The 20609-nt window shown below is 65.3% G+C and carries 10 protein-coding genes; 6 read left to right on the forward strand and 4 right to left on the reverse strand.

What is annotated here, in order from left to right; translation table 11 throughout:
• Nucleotides 1-39 precede the first annotated feature (39 nt).
• A complete protein-coding gene (locus ACIPW4_RS04115; protein ID WP_400655054.1) occupies nucleotides 40-10587 on the forward strand; it encodes a VCBS domain-containing protein in 10548 nt (3515 codons plus the stop codon).
• 34 nt (nucleotides 10588-10621) lie between these two features.
• Nucleotides 10622-12181, forward strand: a complete 1560-nt coding sequence (locus ACIPW4_RS04120) for a TolC family protein (RefSeq protein WP_400655056.1) — start codon at nucleotides 10622-10624, stop codon at nucleotides 12179-12181.
• 14 nt (nucleotides 12182-12195) lie between these two features.
• On the opposite strand, the gene feaR is transcribed toward ACIPW4_RS04120, so the two are convergent.
• Nucleotides 12196-13101, reverse strand: coding sequence for a transcriptional regulator FeaR (feaR, locus tag ACIPW4_RS04125; protein ID WP_400655058.1), 906 nt, complete (start codon nucleotides 13099-13101; stop codon nucleotides 12196-12198).
• A gap of 244 nt (nucleotides 13102-13345) precedes the next feature.
• Between feaR and ACIPW4_RS04130 the strand changes: the two genes are divergently transcribed.
• The gene (locus ACIPW4_RS04130) at nucleotides 13346-13972 is read left to right on the forward strand and encodes an NIPSNAP family protein (protein WP_400655061.1); all 627 of its coding nucleotides are present in this window, start codon (nucleotides 13346-13348) and stop codon (nucleotides 13970-13972) included.
• Here the strand turns inward: ACIPW4_RS04130 and ACIPW4_RS04135 are convergent.
• The gene (locus tag ACIPW4_RS04135; protein ID WP_400655063.1) at nucleotides 13958-14899 is read right to left on the reverse strand and encodes a ketopantoate reductase family protein; all 942 of its coding nucleotides are present in this window, start codon (nucleotides 14897-14899) and stop codon (nucleotides 13958-13960) included. The two genes, ACIPW4_RS04130 and ACIPW4_RS04135, sit on opposite strands and share 15 nt — an antisense overlap.
• An 87-nt stretch (nucleotides 14900-14986) precedes the next feature.
• Nucleotides 14987-16198, reverse strand: a complete 1212-nt coding sequence (locus ACIPW4_RS04140) for an MFS transporter (RefSeq protein WP_400655064.1) — start codon at nucleotides 16196-16198, stop codon at nucleotides 14987-14989.
• 376 nt (nucleotides 16199-16574) lie between these two features.
• On the opposite strand from ACIPW4_RS04140, the gene ACIPW4_RS04145 reads away from it, so the two are divergent.
• From ACIPW4_RS04145 to ACIPW4_RS04155, 3 genes are read left to right on the forward strand one after another with little or no spacing between them, the layout of a single operon-like run.
• Nucleotides 16575-17714, forward strand: a complete 1140-nt coding sequence (locus ACIPW4_RS04145) for a tyramine oxidase subunit B (protein WP_400655065.1) — start codon at nucleotides 16575-16577, stop codon at nucleotides 17712-17714.
• A 29-nt stretch (nucleotides 17715-17743) separates the two neighbouring features.
• Entirely contained in the window at nucleotides 17744-18166 is a 423-nt protein-coding gene (locus ACIPW4_RS04150) for a Rid family hydrolase (protein WP_400655067.1), read from the forward strand.
• A gap of 22 nt (nucleotides 18167-18188) precedes the next feature.
• A complete protein-coding gene (locus ACIPW4_RS04155; protein WP_400655069.1) occupies nucleotides 18189-19484 on the forward strand; it encodes an NAD(P)/FAD-dependent oxidoreductase in 1296 nt (431 codons plus the stop codon).
• Here the strand turns inward: ACIPW4_RS04155 and ACIPW4_RS04160 are convergent.
• Nucleotides 19460-20422, reverse strand: coding sequence for a helix-turn-helix domain-containing protein (locus ACIPW4_RS04160; protein WP_400655071.1), 963 nt, complete (start codon nucleotides 20420-20422; stop codon nucleotides 19460-19462). The two genes, ACIPW4_RS04155 and ACIPW4_RS04160, sit on opposite strands and share 25 nt — an antisense overlap.
• Nucleotides 20423-20609: the final 187 nt, after the last annotated feature.

Genomic DNA, 20609 nt, shown 5'->3' on the forward strand with positions numbered 1-20609 from the left:
CCTGGAATAAGGCGTCGAATTTCTGAGCAGGGTATGGACATGGACCTCAAGAGCAGAGCCGGATTCGCCACTGTTTCACGCCCTCGGTCGCAGACGGTGGCCCTTGAACAGCGCATCCTGTTCGACGGCGCTGCCGCAGCCGCTGTCGATCAGCAGCACCACGGCGATGCCAACCCTGCCGAGGGCAAGGACAGCAGCCACCCCGCCCCCACCGCCAGCGAGGCGCAGACTGCGGCCCCGGCGCCAGCCGCACGCAACCTGGTGGTCATCGACGCGCGGGTTGAAAACCGCGAGCAACTGGCCGCCAACCTGCCGGCCGGCACCACCGCGCTGGTGGTCGACCCCGGCCAGGATGCCATTGCCGCCATCAGCAACGCCTTGGCACAACTGGGCAAGGTCGACTCCATCCAGGTGTTCTCCCACGGCGCCTCGGGCCAGTTCACTCTGGGCAACCAGGTCTTTACCGGCCAGACGGTCGAACAGCTGGGCGATCGCCTGAGTGCCTGGCGCGGCGAGCTGAACAGCGGCGCGGATATCCAGCTGTATGGTTGCGACGTGGGTGCCGGCAGCGCCGGCCAGGCATTGGTCAACGAGCTGGCCCGCTGGACCGGCGCCGACGTCGGCGCCTCCAGCAATGCCACCGGCAGTGCGCTGGCAGGCGGGGACTGGCGCCTTGAGGTCAACAGCGGCGATGTCGACAAGGCCATCGCGCTGGCAGCCACCACCCTGGACAGTTTCCAGGGCCTGCTGGCCGATGCCAGCCCCACCACCAGCCTCGGCAGCGCCGGAGCCGAAGTGCAACTGGGTGAACAGTTCAACTTTACCGTGAGCTTCAGCAACCCTTCGACGCAAGAAGGCTATGCCCCATTCATCGACCTGTTCATGCCGGCAACCGGACGCGACGGTGATGACGGGGCCACGTTCGTCTCCGCCACCTACCTGGGCCAGGCGGTGAACAGCTTCGTCATTACCTTCGATGCCAATGGCAACGCCACCCACCCTCTGGCCAAGGACGCCAGCGGCAATGCCCTGGTGATCAACGCCGCCAGCGTCGGCATGAAACCTGGCGACCAGATGGTGGTGCTGCAGTTGCCCTACGCCAGCGTCACCAATGGCCAGCCGAGCATCGACGTGCAGATCACCGCGCAGCTGAGCAACCTGGCCGATACCACCTATTCCGACGGTGCGCCAAACCTCACCATCAATACCCGCGCAGGCTTCGAGTACGGCAACGACTCGCTGAACAACCCGACCCAGGACCCGAGCCTGGTGGAAAGCGCGCTGCACAGTTTCGTCGTCACCCCGACCCTGCTCAAGGTCACGCAGACGGTCGACATGCCGGAAGGCGAAACCGTCACCGGGCCGAACTACACCCGCACCCAGACCGTCACCGTCACCCCGGCCCCGGGCCAGACCCTGAGCAATGTCACGGTCACTCAGACCGTGCCTGACCAGGTCCACGTCAGCGCCATCACCCCTGGGCCGGGCGGCACCCTGACATCGGTGACCCTGCACGACGGTACCGTGCTCACCAACCCGGCGTTGATCGCCGCGGCACTGGCCAATCCCAATGCCTTCGTCGCCAGTTATGACATCCATTACGATACGCTCAGCGCCGCCAGCACCACTCAGGTCAGCTTCTATGTGCCGCAGATCGACGCCAATGGCCGGCCGGTGATCGACCCCGCCACCGGCAACCCGGTGCAGATCGAGTTCGGTACCGCCACCGTCACCGGCGCCTGGAACCCCCTGGACCCACGCGATCGCCCTGCCGACCCGAACGGCTACCCGTTCAGTGAAACCGGCGACGGCCAGGGCGTGACCTTCGTCGCCAAGTCGATCACCCTGCTCAAACAGGTCGATTTGCAGAATGATGTCGGCACTGCGGGCCTTACCCCAGGCGATACCCTGCGCTACACCATGGACGTGGCCATTTCCGACTTTTTCGCCTTTGGCGAGAACATCCTCGGGCAAGGCCAGTTCACCCTGACCGACCTGCTCAGCGATGGCCAGACCTTCGACCCCAGTAACCCGCCCACCCTGCTGATCCAGCAGAATGGCGAAGCGCTTAGTATCGCGCTGGTCTACACCCAGACGGTCAATGCCGACGGCAGCACCACGCTGGTCTTCGACATTGCCGAGTCCATCCGCCAGGCAATCGCCGGCCCCGGGCTCGCGGCATTGTTCGGTGACCTGTACGACAACACCGTGCAGGACGGCGCCACCCGCCTGAGCATCGTCTACGACGCCACGATCGATGCCACCTATACCAGCGACCACCCCCCTCACGACCAGCTCAACGAAGGTGACAGCGTTGGCAACAACGCCACGGTAGATGCCACCGTACTGCGCGACGCGGTCAACCTGGGCGGCATCCAGAGTGACGGTTCCAGTACCACCAGCACCATCGACACTTCAACGGTCGACATCGAACTCACCCAGGTCAATGGCGGCAACCCTCCCGCCAACGGCGAGCTGCGCCCCGGCGACGTGGTGACGTTCACCATCAGCTATGACCTGCTGGTGGCCGATTATGAGAACTTCAAGCTCATCGCCTATCTCCCGTTGCCCCTGCTCGACGCCACGGGCATCGCCTGGAGTTTCGGTACCGGGGTCGGGCAATGGGCGTTTGCCCTGGGTAATACCACGCTGGACGTCCCCGACAGCGTGACCACGGGCCCCGGCAACTCGATCATCTTCGACTTCGGCGACTATGTATCCGGCGGGATCAACGGCGCCACCGTGCAGGTCAGGTTCACCATGGTGGTGGGCGACCAGCCCTTTGCCGACCAGCGTGAACTCGATGTGCTGGCGCAATCGAGCCAGACCACCACGGTCGACAAGACCGTGCTCACCTCGTCGGATGTGGCGGTGATCGAATCGGTCGCCGAGCCGGTGCTGGACATCAAGCACGGCGTGGTTTCCAGCACCAACGGCACGGTCACCGGCACCACCGGCAGCTGGTCCGCGCCGGGCACCGGCGGCGTCCCGTTCAGCGGCAGCGTCACCAGCCTGGCGGCAGTGGACGGCAATGTCAGCGGCATCGACGGTGCCGACACCCTGCGCCTGGCCACTGCCCTGAAGAACAGCGGCGGTGGCGGTGCCTACGATGTCAGCACCAACATCACCCTGCCCGCCGGCCTGGCGTTCGTCGGCGGCAGCCTGGGCACGGCCAACCTGCAGATCTACCGCGGCGACGGCACCCTGCTGGTGCAGGGCACCGACTACAGCGTCAGCGGCAACGCCATCACCTTCCTCGACGCCAACGGCCAGGCTACCTTGCTGGCCGGCCGCGCTGGCACCGCCAGTGACCTGTCCGGGGCCAACGTGGTGGTGATCACCTACGACGTCACGGTGAACAATGCGATTCTTGCCTCCAGCACCCTGCAGAGCACCGCGGCACTGACCTACTACGCCAGCGTCGACGGCGGCCAGGACTTCACCCCGACCGACCTCACCGAGGTCGCCAACCAGCAGGTCGCCGCCCCGACCATCAGCAAGACCTACAAGGACGGCAGCCTCAGCGAGGACGACTCCAGTGCCACCCACACCACGGGCAGCAACCTGGTGATTGGCGAAAGCATCACCTACGACATCGTCGTCAGCCTGCCCGAAGGCGCCACGGGCAGCCTGCGCATCAACGACCTGATCCCCCCGGGCCTGCGCCTGGACCCACGGTTCAATGGCAACCTGGGCTATCAGATCATCACCACCACAGCGGGCAGCGGCGCCTTGTCGGCCGACTTCAACGGCGTGCTCAACGTCAACCCGGTGACCCTGGACGGCAGCGACGGCGCCGACCTGCTGCTGGTATTCGGCAGCGCCGGGGCCAATGCCGACAACATCGTCGGCAACAACAGTTTCGTCATTCGCCTGGTGCTGGTGGCCAGCAACGTCACCGGCAACCAGCAAGGCACCACACTCAACAATGGTGCCCAACTGGTCTACAGCGACCCCGATGGCGATACCCCCAACGGTGCTACCGCGGTCGACCGCAGCCTCAACAGCGCCCAGCAGCCCGGTGTGACCATCGTCGAGCCGACCCTCACGGTCACCCAGCAGGTAACCTCGACCCCAACGTTTGGCGGCTTCGACGAAGGCGACACCGTCACCTTCACCATCACCGTGGCCAACAACTCGGGCACCAACGCCTTCGACATCAGCCTGCTCGACGTGCTGCCCACCGAGATCGACAACCTGGTGATCAGCGGCACCATCCAGTACAACGGCGGCGCCACCAACAACAACGTTGGCGTCGATTTCGTCATCATCAATGGCCAGTTGGTAACGGCCGATGGCGCCAACATCGACATCGCCAACGGCGGCAGCATCGTCATCACCCTGAGCGGCGTGGTCAATGCCACTGCAGCAGGCGAGGCGGCCATCGCCAACAACGTGCAGGTGCAGTGGAGCAGCCTGGACGGCACCAGCAGCGCCACCGACACTGTCAATGGCGAACGCAGCGGCGACGACGGGCTGCTCAACACCGGCGTGCTGAACGATTACCGGGTGTTGAGCGCGTTGCTGATCCCGGTCACCAACGGCATTCAGGTATCGCGTGTCGGCGGTGTGACCGACACCCCACCGGCCACCAACACCAGCGGCGCTACCGACACCAGTGGCCTCGTCGAAACCGTGGTGGTCGGCGAAATCGTCCGTTACCGGGTCGCCGTGCTGGTGCCCACGGGCGACAACCCCGATTACCAGATACGCATCGAACTGGCCGCAGGCCTGGAATTCATCCCCGCCGACCTCAACAACATCCTGATTGCGATGGTATCGAGCCAGCTGGGGGGGCTGACCACCGACGCCACCAACCTGGTGACCAGCAACACTTCGCTGTACATGACCGGTAACCAGGACAGCCCAGTGGCGTTGCCTATCCAGCCCAACCTGGGCGGGGATGTGCCTAGCGGCGTGTTCGATATCAATAACGGCCGTTTGGTGATCACCACCAATCCGGACGGTAGCCAGACCATCACCTTCAACCTCGGCAACGTGACCAACAACGAAGCAGCGGACACGGACATCGAAGGTGTGATCCTCGAATTCAACGTACGGGTCAGCAACGTCGCCGCCAACCAGGCCGACAGCCAGCTGGGCATGACCGTGTTCGAGCATGTCGGCATCAATGGCGGCGTCGACCGCGGCAAGAGCGATACGCTTTTCGAACGCGTGGTCGAGCCGAACTTCACCAACATGGACAAGTCGGTCATCGACGTGGCGCCAGGTACCGTCGCCGGCACCACCGACGCCACCGTGTCGGTCAGCTTCACGCAGAACGGCGGCGTACCCGCCTACAACACCCACCTGGCCGACCAGTTCCCCAATGGCAGCAACTACCAGGTGCAGAGCATCCTGCTCAATGGCCAGGCGCTGAACCTTGCGAACCTGCCCGCTGGCGTGACCTTCACCGACGGTGCGGCCATCGCCGTGGACTTCGGCCGGCTTGCGCCCAACGACACGGTCCAGGTGATCTACACCGTCACCGTGCCCAACCAGACCATCGCCGACAACGCCGCCAGCGCCGCCGTGCTGACCTGGACCAGCCTGCCCACCGATTTCGAAACCAATGGCTGGGGTGGCTCGCTGCCCGATGCCGGTGGCAGCAGCGACGGTGAGCGCACCGGCCAGGACGGCGCCAGCGGCCTGAACAACTACATCCTCAGCGACGGCGCCGGCCTGGGCGTGATCCAGGGCACGCTGTGGGACGACACCCGGTCCGCCAACGATAGCGTCACCCCCGACGGCCCGGGCCTGGACGGCATCGCCGTGACCCTCACCTGGGCCGGTGACGATGGCATTTTCGGCAACGGCGACGACCGCACCTTCAGCACCGTGACCGCCAACGGTGGCCTCTATCAGTTCGCCCTGCTGCCCTCCGGCAGCTACCTGATCGCCGTGGCGCAGGATCACCAGGTCAGCGCCAACAACAATTTCCATGTGCGTATCGATACCGACAGCGGCGCTGCCGTCGCGGGCCTGGGCAGCATCAACCTGAGCCTGGGCGAAGGCAGCACCGGCACCGCCGACGCCGGCTATGTGCACATCAACGAAGCGCCGATCAACACCGTCGCCGACCAGCAAGGCGCGGAAGACACCGTGCTGCACATCGTCGGCCTGGCCACCAGCGATGTGGACGTCAACGCCGGCAACGCCGATGGCGTCATGACCATCACCCTGACCGTGGTGCACGGCGTCATCTGGCAGACCGCAACGCCACCTGCCGCCAACGCAACGCCGCCCGCCGGGGCCGGCCGCAGCCTGGTGCTGACCGGCACCCTGAACGAATTGAACGCGCTGCTGGGCCAGCTGTATTACAAAGGCGACCAGGACTTCAACACCTTCCGCGACGCCGAAACCCTGACCATGGTCACCAATGACCAGGGCAACTTCGGCGACGCCCCGCTCAATGGCGACGGCATCCCCGGGCAGAACCCGGCCGACGCGCTGACTGACACCGACGTGATGAACATCGTCATCGACCCGGTCAACGATGCCCCGATCGCCCACGACGACATCGCCATAGCCGTGGAAGCCGGTGGCTTCAACAACGGTGACCCCGGCGTCAACCCGACCGGCAACGTGTTGGCCAACGACACCGATGTCGACATCCAGACCAACGACGACGTGCTTACCGTCACCCGCATCGCCAGCAACATCGTGCCCGGCGGTGTGGCAGTGGCGCCTGCCGGCGTCACCACCCTGCAGGGGCGCTACGGCACCCTGGTGATCACCGCAGGGGGCGGTTTCCAGTACACCGTCGACAACGACAACGCCGAAGTGCAGGCGCTGCGCACGGCCGGCGACTTCATCAGCGACTTCTTCGGCTACGACATCGTCGACAGCGGTGGCCTGACCAGCAGCGCAGTGCTGCAGGTGAATATCCACGGTGCCAACGATACCCCCGTGGCCATCATTGACACGGCCACTGCCATCGAGGCCGGCGGCACCAACAACAGCACACCCGGCCAGGATGCCACCGGCAACGTGCTGACCAATGATACCGACGTCGATTCGGTGGCCCTGGGCGAAACCAAACAGGTCACGGCGGTACGCTATGACGGCCCCGGTGGCGGCCGGATCATTCCCGTCACCAGTGGCCAGGCGACCAGTGTGCAGGTGAATTTCGGGACCCTGACCATCAACGCCGACGGCAGCTACAGCTACGTCATCGACAACAGCAATGCCGCCGTGCAGGCGCTCTCCCCCGGCCAGACACTGACTGAAGCATTCACCTACCAGATGGCCGACACCGGTGGCCTGAGTTCGGTCAACGTCCTCATCATCACCGTGCAAGGCGCCAATGATGCACCGGTGGCCGTGGACGACGCAGGCAGCGCCAGTGCCGGGGCCAGCGATGGCAGCCCGGCGCCGGTCGATGCCAGCGGCAACGTGATCACCGGCACTGCGGGCGTGGGCGCCGACACCGACGTCGACAACCTCGACCAGCCTACCGCCACCCAGCTCAAGGTCGACGGCGTGCGCAGCGGCCTGGAAAGCGCCGGCGGTACACTGAGCCCTGTGGCCAACGGCGCACCCGCCGCCATCACCGGCAGCGTCGCGCAGCTGGGCGACGGCAGCCTGATCAGCGGCAACTTCGGCCAGCTGACCCTCAACGAAGACGGCAGCTACACCTTCGCGGTCAACAGTGCCGACCCGGCGATCCGGGCGCTGACAGCCGGGCAGAGCCTGGCCGTGATCTTCACCTACCAGATCCACGACAGCGGCGGCCTCACCGACCAGGCGCAGCTGGTGATCACGGTAACCGGGGTCAATGACCCGCCTGTGGTCAACCCGGTGAACACCGTTGCCGTAGAGGCCGGTGGGCTGAACAACGCCCAGCCAGGCCTGGACCCTGCCGGCAGCATCCGTGCGGCCTACAGCGACCCGGATGGCGATACCCTGACCATCATCGGCGTGGCCAGCCCCAACGGCGTCAACGGCGCGCCAGGCCAGGCCCTGGCCGGCAACTACGGCAGCCTGGTGCTCGATGCCCAGGGCAACTTCAGCTATGTGGTGGACAACGGCAACAGCGCTGTGCAGGCCCTGCGCACCGATGCCGACCGCCTGACCGAGGTGTTCCAGTACAGTGTCAGCGATGGCAACGGCAAGGTGGTCACCGCCAGCTTCACCGTGACCATCCATGGCCGCAACGATACCCCCATCGCGGTTGATGACAGCACCATCGCCATCGAGGCCGGCGGGGTCAACAACGGCACGCCCGGCCAGCCGGGCAGCGGCAACGTGCTGGCCAACGACAGCGACGTGGATGCTGGCGACAGCAAGACCGTCGATGGCATCTACCTGGGCACCCTCGCCGCCGGTGGCACGTTCATCCAGGTCAATGCCGGTGCCACCGTGGTGGCAGGTGCGTACGGCACCCTGAGCATCGATGCCAACGGCAACTATGTCTATACCGTCAACGACAGCCTGGCCGCCGTGCAGGCGCTCAAGGCCGGTGAGCAACTGCGCGAAACCTTCAGCTACCGCATGCACGACACCGAGGGTGCCAGCTCCGAGGCACAGATCAACATCACCATCGAAGGCCGTTACGACACCCCGGTAGCCCAGGACGATTTCGCCTACGCGGTAGCAGTGGACGATGATGGCACAGGTGGGCGCAACCCAACGGGCAATGTGCTGAACAACGACACCGACGTCGATGCCAACGACACCAAGGTGGTGACCGCCGTGGGCGTGGGCGCCGAAAGTAGCAACCCTGCCCTCGACCCGCTCACCGGCAGCGCTACCGTGACCACCAACTTCGGCACCCTGACGCTCAACGCCGATGGCAGCTATCAGTTCGTGGTCAATTCCAACGACCCCACCATCATCGCCCTGGGCCCGCTGGGCTTCGTCATCCAGCGCTACACCTACCAGGTCACCGACGGCGGCGGGCTGAGCGACACCGCCACCCTGACCGTCTTCATTCGCGGCGAAAACCAGCCGCCGGTTGCTGGGCCCGACCAAGGCCTGGCCATCGAAGCCGGCGGCGTGGACAACAATATTCCGGGCAGCAACCCGGGCGGCAATGTGATGGACAACGACAGCGACCCCGACACCATCAACATCCTGTTCCCGGAAACCCTCGAGGTGCTGGCGTTCTGGAACGGTGACGGTCCGCTGCCGAACAACGCCAGCCTGGTCGGGCAGACCCTGCGTGGCCAGTACGGCGACCTCACCCTCAATGGCGACGGTACCTGGAGCTACGTGCTGGACAACAGCCTGCAGGCCGTGCAGCAGCTGCGCACCAGCGGCCAGACCCTGGTCGACAACTTCACCTACCTGCTGGCCGACTTCTGGGGCGGCACCGCCAACGGCCTGCTGACCATCACCATCGATGGCCGCAACGACTACCCCGTGGCCAATGACGACACCGCCACAGCGGTGGAAGCTGGCGGCGTGAACAATGGCACTGCCGGCGTCGACCCGCGCGGCAACGTGCTGGACAACGACACCGATGTCGACGGCGTGCAGTACGGCGAAAGCAAAACGGTCCTGCAATACACCGCCGAGAATGGCCAGACCGCCACGGCCGGCCAGGTCCTTCAGGGCCTGTACGGTACGCTGCTGATCACGGCCGACGGCAGTTATCAGTACATCGTCGACAACAGCAACCCGACCGTGCAGGCCATGCGCACGGCCGGTGAATCGCTCAAGGAGGTGTTCACCTACCGCATGCGCGATACCGACGGCATCACGGCCGACGCCCGCCTCACCGTCACCGTGCAGGGCGCCAACGACAACCCGGTGGCCCGCGACGACAGCAACTCGGCCAGCGATCAGGTCCCGGCGCCGCAGACCAGCGGTAACGTGCTGCCCAACGACAGTGATGTCGACGCCGGCGACGGGCTCACCGTCACGGCCATCCGCAGCGGCCAGGAAGCCGGCTCCGGCACCACCGGCGTAATCGGCCAGCCCATCGCCGGCCAGTACGGCACCCTGGTGCTCAACGCCGACGGCAGCTACACCTACACCATCGACCTGAGCAACCCCGACGTGCTGGCTGCGGCGGGGCTTGGCCAGGTGCTCAAGGACTACTTCACCTACACCATCAGCGACCTGGCCGGCGCCACCGACCAGGCGCAGCTGGTCATCACCCTGGATATCTCTAGCCCGTACATTCCCCCGGGGCCGTACTTCGAGCGCGATGGCCGCGACGGTCTGGCCAGCCTGCCGCTGCCCAACGTCAACCCGGCGATTTTCGTCGCACCGGTAGTCGAGCGGATCAACCAGACCCTGACGCTGTCGGCCTGGGACGCCGACGGCAGTAATGTGCGCCTGTTCGCCACCCCGGAAATCGAAAGCCAGTCGCTGGGCAGCCAGCTTGGCCAGGTCAATGGGCAGTACGTGGCGGGCGCAGTGGAGCAAAGCCGCCGCGCCAGCGCCGAGGACCAGAACTGGGTCGACGGCCGCCACGGGGTCATCAGCCTGACCGCTGATGGCCTGTTGCCCGACCCTTCGCTGTGGGCCTCTTCGCACACCGAGATGGTGGCGCAACCAGAGACACCGCCACAGCCCGCGCGCGGCTTCCGTGCGCAACTGCGTGAAGCCGCCCAGCGCCGCGGCAGCAGCGCCCCATGAGCCGATGCATTCACGGATTGAACAAGGACTGCCTATGCCAGTTTCGACATTGAAAAGCCTGAGTACCCTCACTGCCGTCAGTGTGCTGCTCAGCGCCTGCTCGGCCTTCGAGCCCAAGCCTTACACCGAAGACGAGATGCGTCAGCGGGTGATCGAGGACCAGGCGCGCATGTACAAGGAGCAGGAGCCGGTGAACGGGCCGATCACGTTCTATGAAGCCTCGGCGCGGGCGCTGAAATACAACCTCGACTACCGCCTGAAACTGCTGGAAAGCGCCCTGGCATCGGACCTGCGCGACGTTTCCAGCCACGAGATGCTGCCGCGGCTGGTGGCCTCGGCCGGTTATGCCGGGCGCAACAACGATTCCGGCGGCACTTCGATCGGTATCGAAGACCGCCAGGTGAGCTTGCGCCCATCCACCTCGGAAGAACGCTACCGCACCCTGTACAGCCTCGGCCTGTCGTGGAGCCTGCTGGACTTCGGCGTCGCCTACTTCCGCACCCAGCAGAAGAACGACCAGATGCTGATGGCCGAGGAGCGCCGCGAGAAGGTCGCGCAGAACGTGCTGCAGGACGTGCGCAATGCCTACTGGCGTGCCCTGGGCGCACAGCGCCTGCTGCCCGAAGTGGATGGCCTGTTGATGCGCACCCACCGTGCGCTGACGGCAGCCCGCGAAGCCGAGGGCAAAGGCCTGCTGCCGCGCCAGGATATCCTCGCCTACCAGCGCGCCCTGCTCGATTCGGTGTACATGCTCACCGTGCGCCGCCAGGACCTGGAGTTCGCCCGCGCCGAGCTGGCCGCACTGATGTCGCTGCCGCCCAACACCCGCATGGTGCTGGCCGACACCCATGAACAACCGTTGCCGCTGTTGAACAGCAACGTCGAGCAACTGGAGCGCCTGTCACTGGAACGGCGCCCGGAGATCATGGAAGAGTGGTACCGCAAACGCGTCAGCATGAACGACCTGAAGATCGCCAAAGCCCAGCTGTGGCCCAACGTGAGTTTCAATTACGGCTACGAGTACGACTCCAACAAGTACCTGTACAACAGCGACTGGAACCAGACCGGCATCAACGTCTCGATGAACCTGCTGCGCCTGTTGCAGTACCCGGACATCACGGCGGCAGAAGAAAGCCAGGCAAAGACCGACGACATGCGCCGCACCGCGCTGTCCATGGCGATCCTCACCCAAGTGCGCGTCGGCCTGCTGCGCTACCAGCTGGCGCGCCAGGAAGTGGAGTTTGCCGACGAAAGCCTGCGCGTCGACCAGAGCCTGCTCAACTACGCGCAGTCTTCGCGCAGTGCGGCGCTGGGTAGCGAACTGGAGCTGATCCGCGCCGAAGGGCGTCTGCTGCTGTCCCGCTACCAGCGCGAAGCCGCCTACTCCGACGCCCAGGCCGCCTGGGGACGGCTGTACAACTCTGTCGGCTTCGAGGTCATGCCCAAGGAAATCGCGCACCACGATGTGAAAACCCTGGCACGGGAAATCCAGACGACGGTGGAGCAGCAAACCCGGGATAACCTGTTGTCAGCGGATGCGAACGCTGGCAAAAACCTGACGCCCGCCGTGGCCAGAACCACAGGGCAAGAGTGACGCTCGGGTACCTTTCAAGCCGGCTGCCCTTGGCTGCGATAGCTGCGCGGCGTCATGCCCAGTTGCTTCTTGAAGGTCTTGGAAAAATGCGCGGAATCGGCAAAGCCCCAGCGGGTGCCGATATCGGTGATCGAGCGATGCCCATAGGCAGGGTTGCGCAGATCCAGGGCGGCCTTGAGCAGCCGCTCGCGCAGGATGTAACGGCAGACGCTGTCGCCACTGGCTTCGAACAGGCGATACAGCTGGCGGCTGGAAATGCCCAGCTCGTCGGCCAGGGCGACAGGCGTCAGACGCGGCGAGTCCAGGCGCTGCTGGATCAGCGACTGCACTTCGTGCAGGTGCAGGCCGGGTGAACTGTCACGCGCCCGGTATTCCAGCACCGAGCCAAGCAGCCCCACCAGCGCAGCCTGCAAGCCGTCTCCGTCTTCCGCGCAGGCCCACTGTTCGAGTTCACCTTCGGCAACCTGACGCACCAGCGTGGCCAGCAACTGCCCGCACGCGCCGGCAGTGGAGAGCTTGCCGAAACGGCTGGCATCGAGGTTCTGCAAGCGCTCACGGGGCAGGTGGATGGACACGTGGGAGAACAGCCCACGGGGGATCATCTTCATTGCCTGCGCCGAATCCAGCAGTGCCATGTCACCTTCGCGCAGGTCGATCACCCGGTCGCCCAGTTCGAGGGTCATTTCCCCGTGCTGTTGTAACACAAGGAAACAATGTGAGTCGCCGTCACGCCCCGCCTCGCGCCCCGATCGAGCGATCGCATGGGCATTGCTGCGGATATGGGCGACCTGCGTGGTGCCCAAAAGCGACGGACGCAGATCGCCGATAAACAGGCTCTGGCAGTGGTCATAGCGGGTTTCGAAGCGCCCGCATACCGCGTGGACACGCTCGTTCCAGACAGACATCGCTTGACCGTTCATGAACCACCTCTATCGAGAGCACGCGCCATATTAGTGCAATATTCACGTGATTTTGGGTAACAAAAAGACTGCTGCACGAAGCGCAAGCACATACCGCGCCACATTGCCTTCTGCAGCCTGCGGCGCAGCCGTCGTTGCACGCAGCGCAACAACATTGATGCCCCCTGTCATTGATCGCCCAGCCGGATGCCCTTTAGCGTTCCCTGCCGCTTTGCCCGGGCCTTTCATCCAGGAGCCATGCTTGATGTCCAATCACTACGAACTGTTGCGTTTTACCTTGCGCGTGCGCACGCCAGGCCAGGCCCTGCCGCGACTTCAGGAGGCCTTGCAGGCTGCCATGGAGGGTGTCGAACTGATCGGCTGCTGGGTTTCCGAGATCGGGCCGCAGAACACCATTGCCGTACTGCGCCGCTTCGCAAGCATCGAGGTGCAGGCGGCCGAACGCGAGCGTGTGCTGCTGGCCAGCGACGCCTTCGGCATTGGCGAATTCGTGCTCGAACAGCACATGGACGATTATCGCCTGTTCCCTTTCCTCGAACCGCTGGCCCCCGGCAGGCACGGGCCGTTCTACGAGCTGCGCGAATATGACCTGGTCAGCTCCGGGCTGGCACCAACCCTGGCCGGCTGGCAAAAGGCAGTCGGGCCGCGCACCGGTGAGGGATATTCGCCGGTGTATGCGGCGTTCTACGCCACCAATGGCCGAGTGCCGCGCTACCTGCACATCTGGCCCTACGCCAGCCTGGAGCAGCGCCTGGATGTGCGCACCCGCGCCGTCGGCGACGGGGTATGGCCGCCGGAAAATTCTGCCCCGCAATTGCAGAAGATGAACTCGGTGGTCTATCTGCCAGCGGCCTTCTCACCGCTGAATTGATGCCAGCGCACGGCGCCGCTGGGCCCTGCGCAACAACCTGTCGATGGCAGCCATGGCCGGTGCTCGCACGCCGTGGCGCCGGGCGTGGACAAGCAACGCGCCGGACAGCGCATCGATCTCCATGCGCCGGCCATGCTCGAGGTCCTGGAGCATGGAGGGCTTGTGCCCGGCGTGCACGACAAACGCCAGCTCCACCGCCTGCGTGACCCGCTGCGGGTCCAGCGCCACGCCCACCGACGCGGCAATGGCGGCAGCCTCGGCGACCAGCACCAGGGCCACTTCACGGCCACGCGAGCAGCGGCCAAGCTCGCCGACGTTCTCCCCCGTCAGCGCGCACAGCGAGTTCAGGGCCGTGTTGAAGGCGACCTTTTCCCAGATGCTCACTTCGATATCCGGGTCCTCGATGCAGTGCATGCCGCCGCGCCGCAAGCATTCGATCAGTGCCTGCAAGGGGCCGGCTTGCCCCGGCCCAGGCATCAACCCGCGCAACCGCACCTCGCCTTCACCGCAGCTGCTTACGCTACCGGGTGCCAGCACATCGGCCGGGTAGAGGGTCATGCCGATCGCCAGGCAATGGTCAGTCACGTACTCGCGCAGCACCGGCACGCTGTCCAGGCCGTTCTGCAGCGTCAGCACCAGGGTCTGCTGGCCAAGCAGATGGCGGCACGCCTCGATGGCCTGACGGGTGTGATGACTCTTGGTCAACATCAACAAGGCATCGACTTCGCCCTGCAACTGCTCGGCGCGTGCCGCCCGAGGCCAGTAGACGCGCGTTCCCTGTTCGTCCTGCAGGCGCAGGCCCTGGGTCCGCAGGGTGTCGAGCAGCCGCTCATCGACATCCACCAGGGTCACTTCGGCACCCGCGTCGATCAACCTGGCGGCAAACAGACCGCCCATTGCCCCTGCCCCGATCACTGCAATCTTCATGCTTGGTTCCGTCCTCGTTGATTGACAGCCATGAAAAAACTCGCCGGGTCATCCCCGGCGAGTTTTTTCATGGCGAGGCTGCGTTCATCACAGCTTCGGCAAGGTGACCGCTTCGCCAACCGGCTCGCGTCTGCCGGCCTGCTGCGAACGCAGCACGGCAGCACCGTAGATCGCCAGCACGCTGATCGAGCAGGCACCGGAGAACAGCAGCACCGCCGTGTAGCCATAGGTTTCGATCAGCAGGCCACCGACTGCCGGCCCCACTGCAGCGCCGACCGACAGGCACAGTGCACCCAGGGCTACCAACCGGCCCGACAGATCGAACTCGGCCATTACGCCGAAGGTGTAGGCCAGCACGAAACTGATCGAGAACAGGAAGCACATCACCCCGGCCACGTAGGTGGTCAGCGAGTCGAACTGTGCCAACAGCACCAGGCCCGCCACCTCGGCCGCGATGATCACCGCCACCGGCAGAAAACGCCCGGCCTTGAGGCCGACCGACGAGGCGATGAAGCCGCCGCCGGCGTTGATGATGAAACCGACCGCCAGCACGGTGCCGATGGTGTCCGATGACAGGCCGCTCTTCTTGCCCATCAGCTCGAGGAACGCCCATACCGACATGATGCCGGTGAGGAACACCAGGCTGGCGAGCAGGCTCAGCCAGGCAATGGTACGGCTCTCGCGGCACACCACCGGCGCCCCGCCAGCAGCAGCCTCCAGCTGCCGCGCGCTGCGGCTCGGCACCCACGGCAAGGGAGCCACGCCCATCAGCAACAGGCTGATGACCAGCGTCACCAGCATGCCCTGGAAGCCCCACTGCGGCATCACCGCCACCGGCAGCACGATCAGCAGCAAGGCGCCGGGCACGGTCTCCATGCCCAGCTTGAATCCGAAGGCCCGCTCAGGTTGCGCGCTGTCGCCGAAAATGGTCATCGCCAGGGCATACAACGCACCGGTGCCGGCCCCTGCCAGGGCCATCAGCAACATCAGCGTCTCGTACGTGGGGCTGCCCAGCATGCCGGCCAGCGCAACCGCCACCAGCAGCGAAGACAGGGTGGAAATCACCCGCCAGCTCAGGCGCTGGATCCACAGCAGCGAGGCCAGGCCGAGCACCCCGAAACCCAGGTTCATGGCCATCGCCAGGCTGCCCAATTGCTGTTCGCCATAACCGAACTGTTCGGCCAGGGCGCCGAACAGCACCGGCAACACATTGAGCAGCAGCGCCCCGCCAGCGGAAACCAGGCCGGCGCAGATGTACACGGAGGTTCTGTCAATCGGATTGGATGTTGTTGTTTTCATGGATTGATCCTGAATGGTATGTGCTGGGTAACAGCGGTGTGGCGCGACCATCCGTGTCGCCAGTGACTTGCTTCGTCGACGTCCTCCCCGAGGGCTGGCTAGGTACCTCAAGACCGCCACAGTTTGCAACGCTGCAAGACGGGCGGCATGTATCGCATTGCCGGGCTTTTGGTCATGGCTGCCAGCCTGGAGACGGCCAGAGGCCTGCGGAAATCGCGCAAAACCGCGTGCTAGACAGCACGGACAGCCATGGCCGTAAAGGCCTCGTCATTCCTGACCAATTCGGGATAGCCGTGCGCCCTGACAGATTCCTACCATCGGCGCTGTCGGCAGCAGCCTCCGCTACCGGCCCTCTTCCTCCGCCCCGAGATGAGCCATGACTACAACTACAAAAATCGACTTTCTCTACCTGTCCGAGCAGGACATGATCCGCGCCGGCGTCACCGACATGCTGGCCTGCGTGAACACCATGGAGCAGATGTTCGCCCTGCTCCACCATGGCGACTACCGCATGGCCGGCCCGAACAGCGATTCCCACGGCGCGATGATCACCTTCCCCAAGGACTCGCCGTTCCCCAACATGCCCAAACCCACGGCCGACCGCCGCATGATGGCGATGCCCGCCTACCTGGGCGGCGACTTCTGCACGGCCGGGGTCAAGTGGTACGGCTCCAACATCGCCAACCGCGAAAAGGGCCTGCCGCGTTCGATCCTGATGTTCACCCTCAATGACCCCGACACCGGCGCCCCGTTGGCGCACATGTCGGCCAACCTGCTGTCGGCCTACCGCACCGGTGCCATCCCCGGTGTCGGAGCGCGCCACCTGGCCCGCCGCGACTCGCGGGTAATCGGCCTGCTGGGCCCGGGCGTGATGGGCAAGACCACCGTGGCCGCGTTCATGGCCGTGTGCCCGCAGGTCGACACGCTCAAGCTCAAGGGCCGCGGCCAGAAGAGCCTGGACGACTTCATCAGCTGGGTAGGCGACACCTACCCGCAGATCACCACCATCGAAGTGGTGGACAGCATCGAGGAGGTGGTACGCGGTTCGGACCTGGTGACCTACTGCACCTCCGGCGAAACCGGTGACCCGTCCAGCTACCCGTTGGTCAAGCGCGAGTGGGTCAAGCCCGGCGCGTTTCTGGCCATGCCGGCCGGCTGCAGCATCGACGCCGGCATGGAGCAGGCCGACGTGCGCAAGGTGGTCGACAACACCGGCCTGTACGAAGCCTGGTTCGAGGAACTGCCCAAGCCCGCACACAACCATGTGCCGCTGGTGGGCGTGCGCTTCATGGACATGATCGCCGAAGGCACCCTGCCGGCCGACCAGCTGGAGGACATCGGCAAGATCGTCGCAGGCGTCGCCCCCGGCCGCTGCAATGACGACGAGATCATCATCATGTCGGTGGGCGGCATGCCGGTCGAGGACGTGGCCTGGGGCACGGTGGTCTACCGCCAGGCACTGGAGCGCGGCGTCGGCGTGCGCCTGAACCTGTGGGAAAGCCCGGCGCTGAGCTGATCCAACTATCCAAACCTGAGGTCGATACCATGCTGCAAATCACCAAACTCAAGACCGGCTCGAAATACGAGACCCTGGGCAGCTACTCGCGCCTGGTGGCCGTGGACAACTGGATCTTCGTTTCCAACACTGCCGGACGTAACCCGGCGACGGGCGAAATCCCCGAAGACCTCGAGGCCCAGACCCGCCAGGTGTTCGCCAACATCGAAACGGCGCTGCACGCCGTGGATGCGACCCTGGCCGACGTGGTCTGCTCGCGGGTGTTCATCCAGAACCCCGAGGATGTCGCCAGCGTAATGACCATCGTCGGCGAAGTGTTTCGCGGCGTCGACCCGGCCAGCACGGTCACCTGCCCGCCCTTGGGCTCGACCGTCTACCGGGTGGAGCTGGAGGTGACCGCCTACCGCGGTGCCTCCCGCGCCACCACCCAGCTGATCGACCTGCAGCGCTAGCCCGCCTCGAGGAGAACCGTCCATGTCCCCTGTCATCGCGCCGGTGCACTGCGCAAACACACCGCCCAGTGCCACCACGGTGGTCATCATCGGCGGCGGCATCGTCGGCCTGACCGCTGCCCTGACCCTCGCCGAGCGCAACATCCCGGTGGTGGTGCTGGAGAAGGGCCGCATCGCCGGCGAGCAGTCATCGCGCAATCTGGGCTGGGTGCGCAAGACCAGCCGCCACCGCGAGGACCTGCCCCTGGCCCTGGCGGCGGACCGGCTGTGGGCGCAAATGCCCGCACGGGTCGGGCAAGAGGTCGGCTACCGGCAGGCGGGCATCCTGTTCGCCGCCCGCGAGCCTGCGCAAATGACCATGCACGAAGCCTGGCTGGCGTCGGTGCAAGGCCTACCGGTTGGATCACGGCTGTTGAGCAATGCCGAAATCGCCCGTCGCGTGCCAGGCGGGCAAGGGAACTGGGCCGGCGGCATCTTCACCGAAAGCGACGGCCGCGCCGAACCGACCCTGGCCAGCAGTGCCATCGCCAGGGCCGCCATGGCCCGTGGCGCGGTGATTGTCGAGAATTGCGCCGTGCGCAGCGTGACCACCGCCGCCGGGCGCATCGACGGCGTGGTCACCGAACACGGCGAGATCCGCTGCGAGCAGGTGCTGCTGGCCGGCGGCTTGTGGTCGCGGCGCCTGCTGGGCAACCACGGGGTCGCCTTGCCGACCTTGCCGCTGAACTGCTCGGTGCTGCGCACGGCGGCCATGGAAGGCCCGACCGACATCGCCGTAGGTGGCCCGGACTTCTCGTTCCGCAAGCATATCGACGGTGGCTTCATCATTACCCAGCGCGGCGCGCTCGATGCGCACCTGACCCTCGACCATGCCTTGCTCGGGCGACGCTACCTGCCGCAGTTCCGTGCTCAGCGGGGCTTGCTGCGCGTGTCGTTCGGTAAGCCGTTTTTCAAGGACCTGGCGCTGGCACGGCGCTGGTCGCCCACCTCGGTTTCCCCGTTCGAGCGCATCCGCACCCAGGACCCTGCCGCCAACCCGGCGTTGAACCAGGAGGCGCTGAACAACCTCAGGGCCGCCTGGCCGGTGTTCAAGGAGGCGCGAATCGAACAGGCGTGGGCCGGCACCATCGACGTGACACCCGACTCACTGCCGGTGATCGGGCCCGTTCAGCAACTACCGGGGATGGTGCTGGCGACCGGCTTCTCCGGGCACGGCTTCGGTACCTCGCCCGCAGCCGGGCAACTGGCGGCGGACCTGGTCGATGGCAGTACCCCGCTGGTCGACCCTTCGCCTTACCGCCTGGAACGCTTTGCCTGAACGCCGCTGCCCTGGCGAGCGGTGTGTGAAGGCAGTTCACCGAACAGCGCGCGGTAGGCGCCGGAGAAATGCCCGAGGTGGGTGAAGCCCAGATCGCTGGCCACCCGGGCAACGGTGAACTGCTCGGCTGCGGTGCACTGCAGCCGTTGCCGCACGGCATTCAGGCGCACCGTACGCAGGTACTCGACCGGGCTCAGCCCGGTGACACCGAGGAAACTGCGCTGCAGGGTGCTGCGGCTGACATCCAGCCGCTCGCAGACCTGCAGCACCGATAACGGCTCGTCCAGGCAATCCAGGGCCATTTGGTGCGCCTGCCGGACCAGGTAGGCACTCACCGCAATATTCCCTCCTCGCCCTGCGCCGCTTTGGCTGACCTGGTCCAGCAGCACCAGCATGCATTCCAGCAGCAAATCTTCAAGCTGCGCTTCCACCAATGCTTCACCCTGCAGCGCCGCATCGATCAGCCCCTGCAGTTGCAGGCGTATCGCACTCAGAAAAGCCGGGCTGACATTCAACCGGGTGGTCCGGTTCAACGCACGCAATTCCTGGGCGCTGAACTCACGCTCGGCCAGTTGTTCCAGACGATCGGCATCGACACTGACCGCCAGCAGGTCCATGCCCTCGGGCGCATGGACGAAAAACTCCTGGCCACTGTGAAGAAGGGTGACATCCGCGCTACCCACGCTGCTGCCCTGAAACACGCCGGCACCCGCGCTGCCAGCGGGTAGCGCCAGGCAAAAGCGCCGCGCCGGCGCCGCCCCGTGCTGGACCACGCGCTTGTCCAGGTATTCACGAAAAATCTGGAAGCGCGCTGCGGTGAGATGCGTAAGTTCGGTGTGTGCACTGCCGGCGCTGATCTGGTCGTAGGTCTGCTGCCAGCCCAGGATCGCGCTGGCATGGGTGTTGACGTCATTGAAGCGATGGCGTTGGGCGTGCATGGCGTTTCTGTTACCTCGATAGCATCCGGCGAAGGGAAGCAAAGAGTGGGCCACCCTGCCTGCAGAGGCAGATTGACGCACCCCCGGACGCAGCCATACAATCTGTATACACATTGTATTCTCCAATTGAGAATCAATGCGCATTACCAGACACCTTTGATTGAGATGGATGCAAATGGCAGTTACA

Origin of the sequence: Pseudomonas sp. NPDC089996 (genome assembly GCF_044748405.1) — a bacterium.
GTDB lineage: Bacteria > Pseudomonadota > Gammaproteobacteria > Pseudomonadales > Pseudomonadaceae > Aquipseudomonas.

What these genes read in the sequence shown, in the direction of transcription:
- ACIPW4_RS04115 (WP_400655054.1), top strand. Translation starts at nt 40, where the DNA reads ATGGACCTCAAGAGCAGAGCCGGATTCGCCACTGTTTCACGCCCTCGG.
- ACIPW4_RS04120 (WP_400655056.1), top strand. Translation starts at nt 10,622, where the DNA reads ATGCCAGTTTCGACATTGAAAAGCCTGAGTACCCTCACTGCCGTCAGT.
- feaR (WP_400655058.1), bottom strand. Translation starts at nt 13,101, where the DNA reads ATGAACGGTCAAGCGATGTCTGTCTGGAACGAGCGTGTCCACGCGGTA.
- ACIPW4_RS04130 (WP_400655061.1), top strand. Translation starts at nt 13,346, where the DNA reads ATGTCCAATCACTACGAACTGTTGCGTTTTACCTTGCGCGTGCGCACG.
- ACIPW4_RS04135 (WP_400655063.1), bottom strand. Translation starts at nt 14,899, where the DNA reads ATGAAGATTGCAGTGATCGGGGCAGGGGCAATGGGCGGTCTGTTTGCC.
- ACIPW4_RS04140 (WP_400655064.1), bottom strand. Translation starts at nt 16,198, where the DNA reads ATGAAAACAACAACATCCAATCCGATTGACAGAACCTCCGTGTACATC.
- ACIPW4_RS04145 (WP_400655065.1), top strand. Translation starts at nt 16,575, where the DNA reads ATGACTACAACTACAAAAATCGACTTTCTCTACCTGTCCGAGCAGGAC.
- ACIPW4_RS04150 (WP_400655067.1), top strand. Translation starts at nt 17,744, where the DNA reads ATGCTGCAAATCACCAAACTCAAGACCGGCTCGAAATACGAGACCCTG.
- ACIPW4_RS04155 (WP_400655069.1), top strand. Translation starts at nt 18,189, where the DNA reads ATGTCCCCTGTCATCGCGCCGGTGCACTGCGCAAACACACCGCCCAGT.
- ACIPW4_RS04160 (WP_400655071.1), bottom strand. Translation starts at nt 20,422, where the DNA reads ATGCACGCCCAACGCCATCGCTTCAATGACGTCAACACCCATGCCAGC.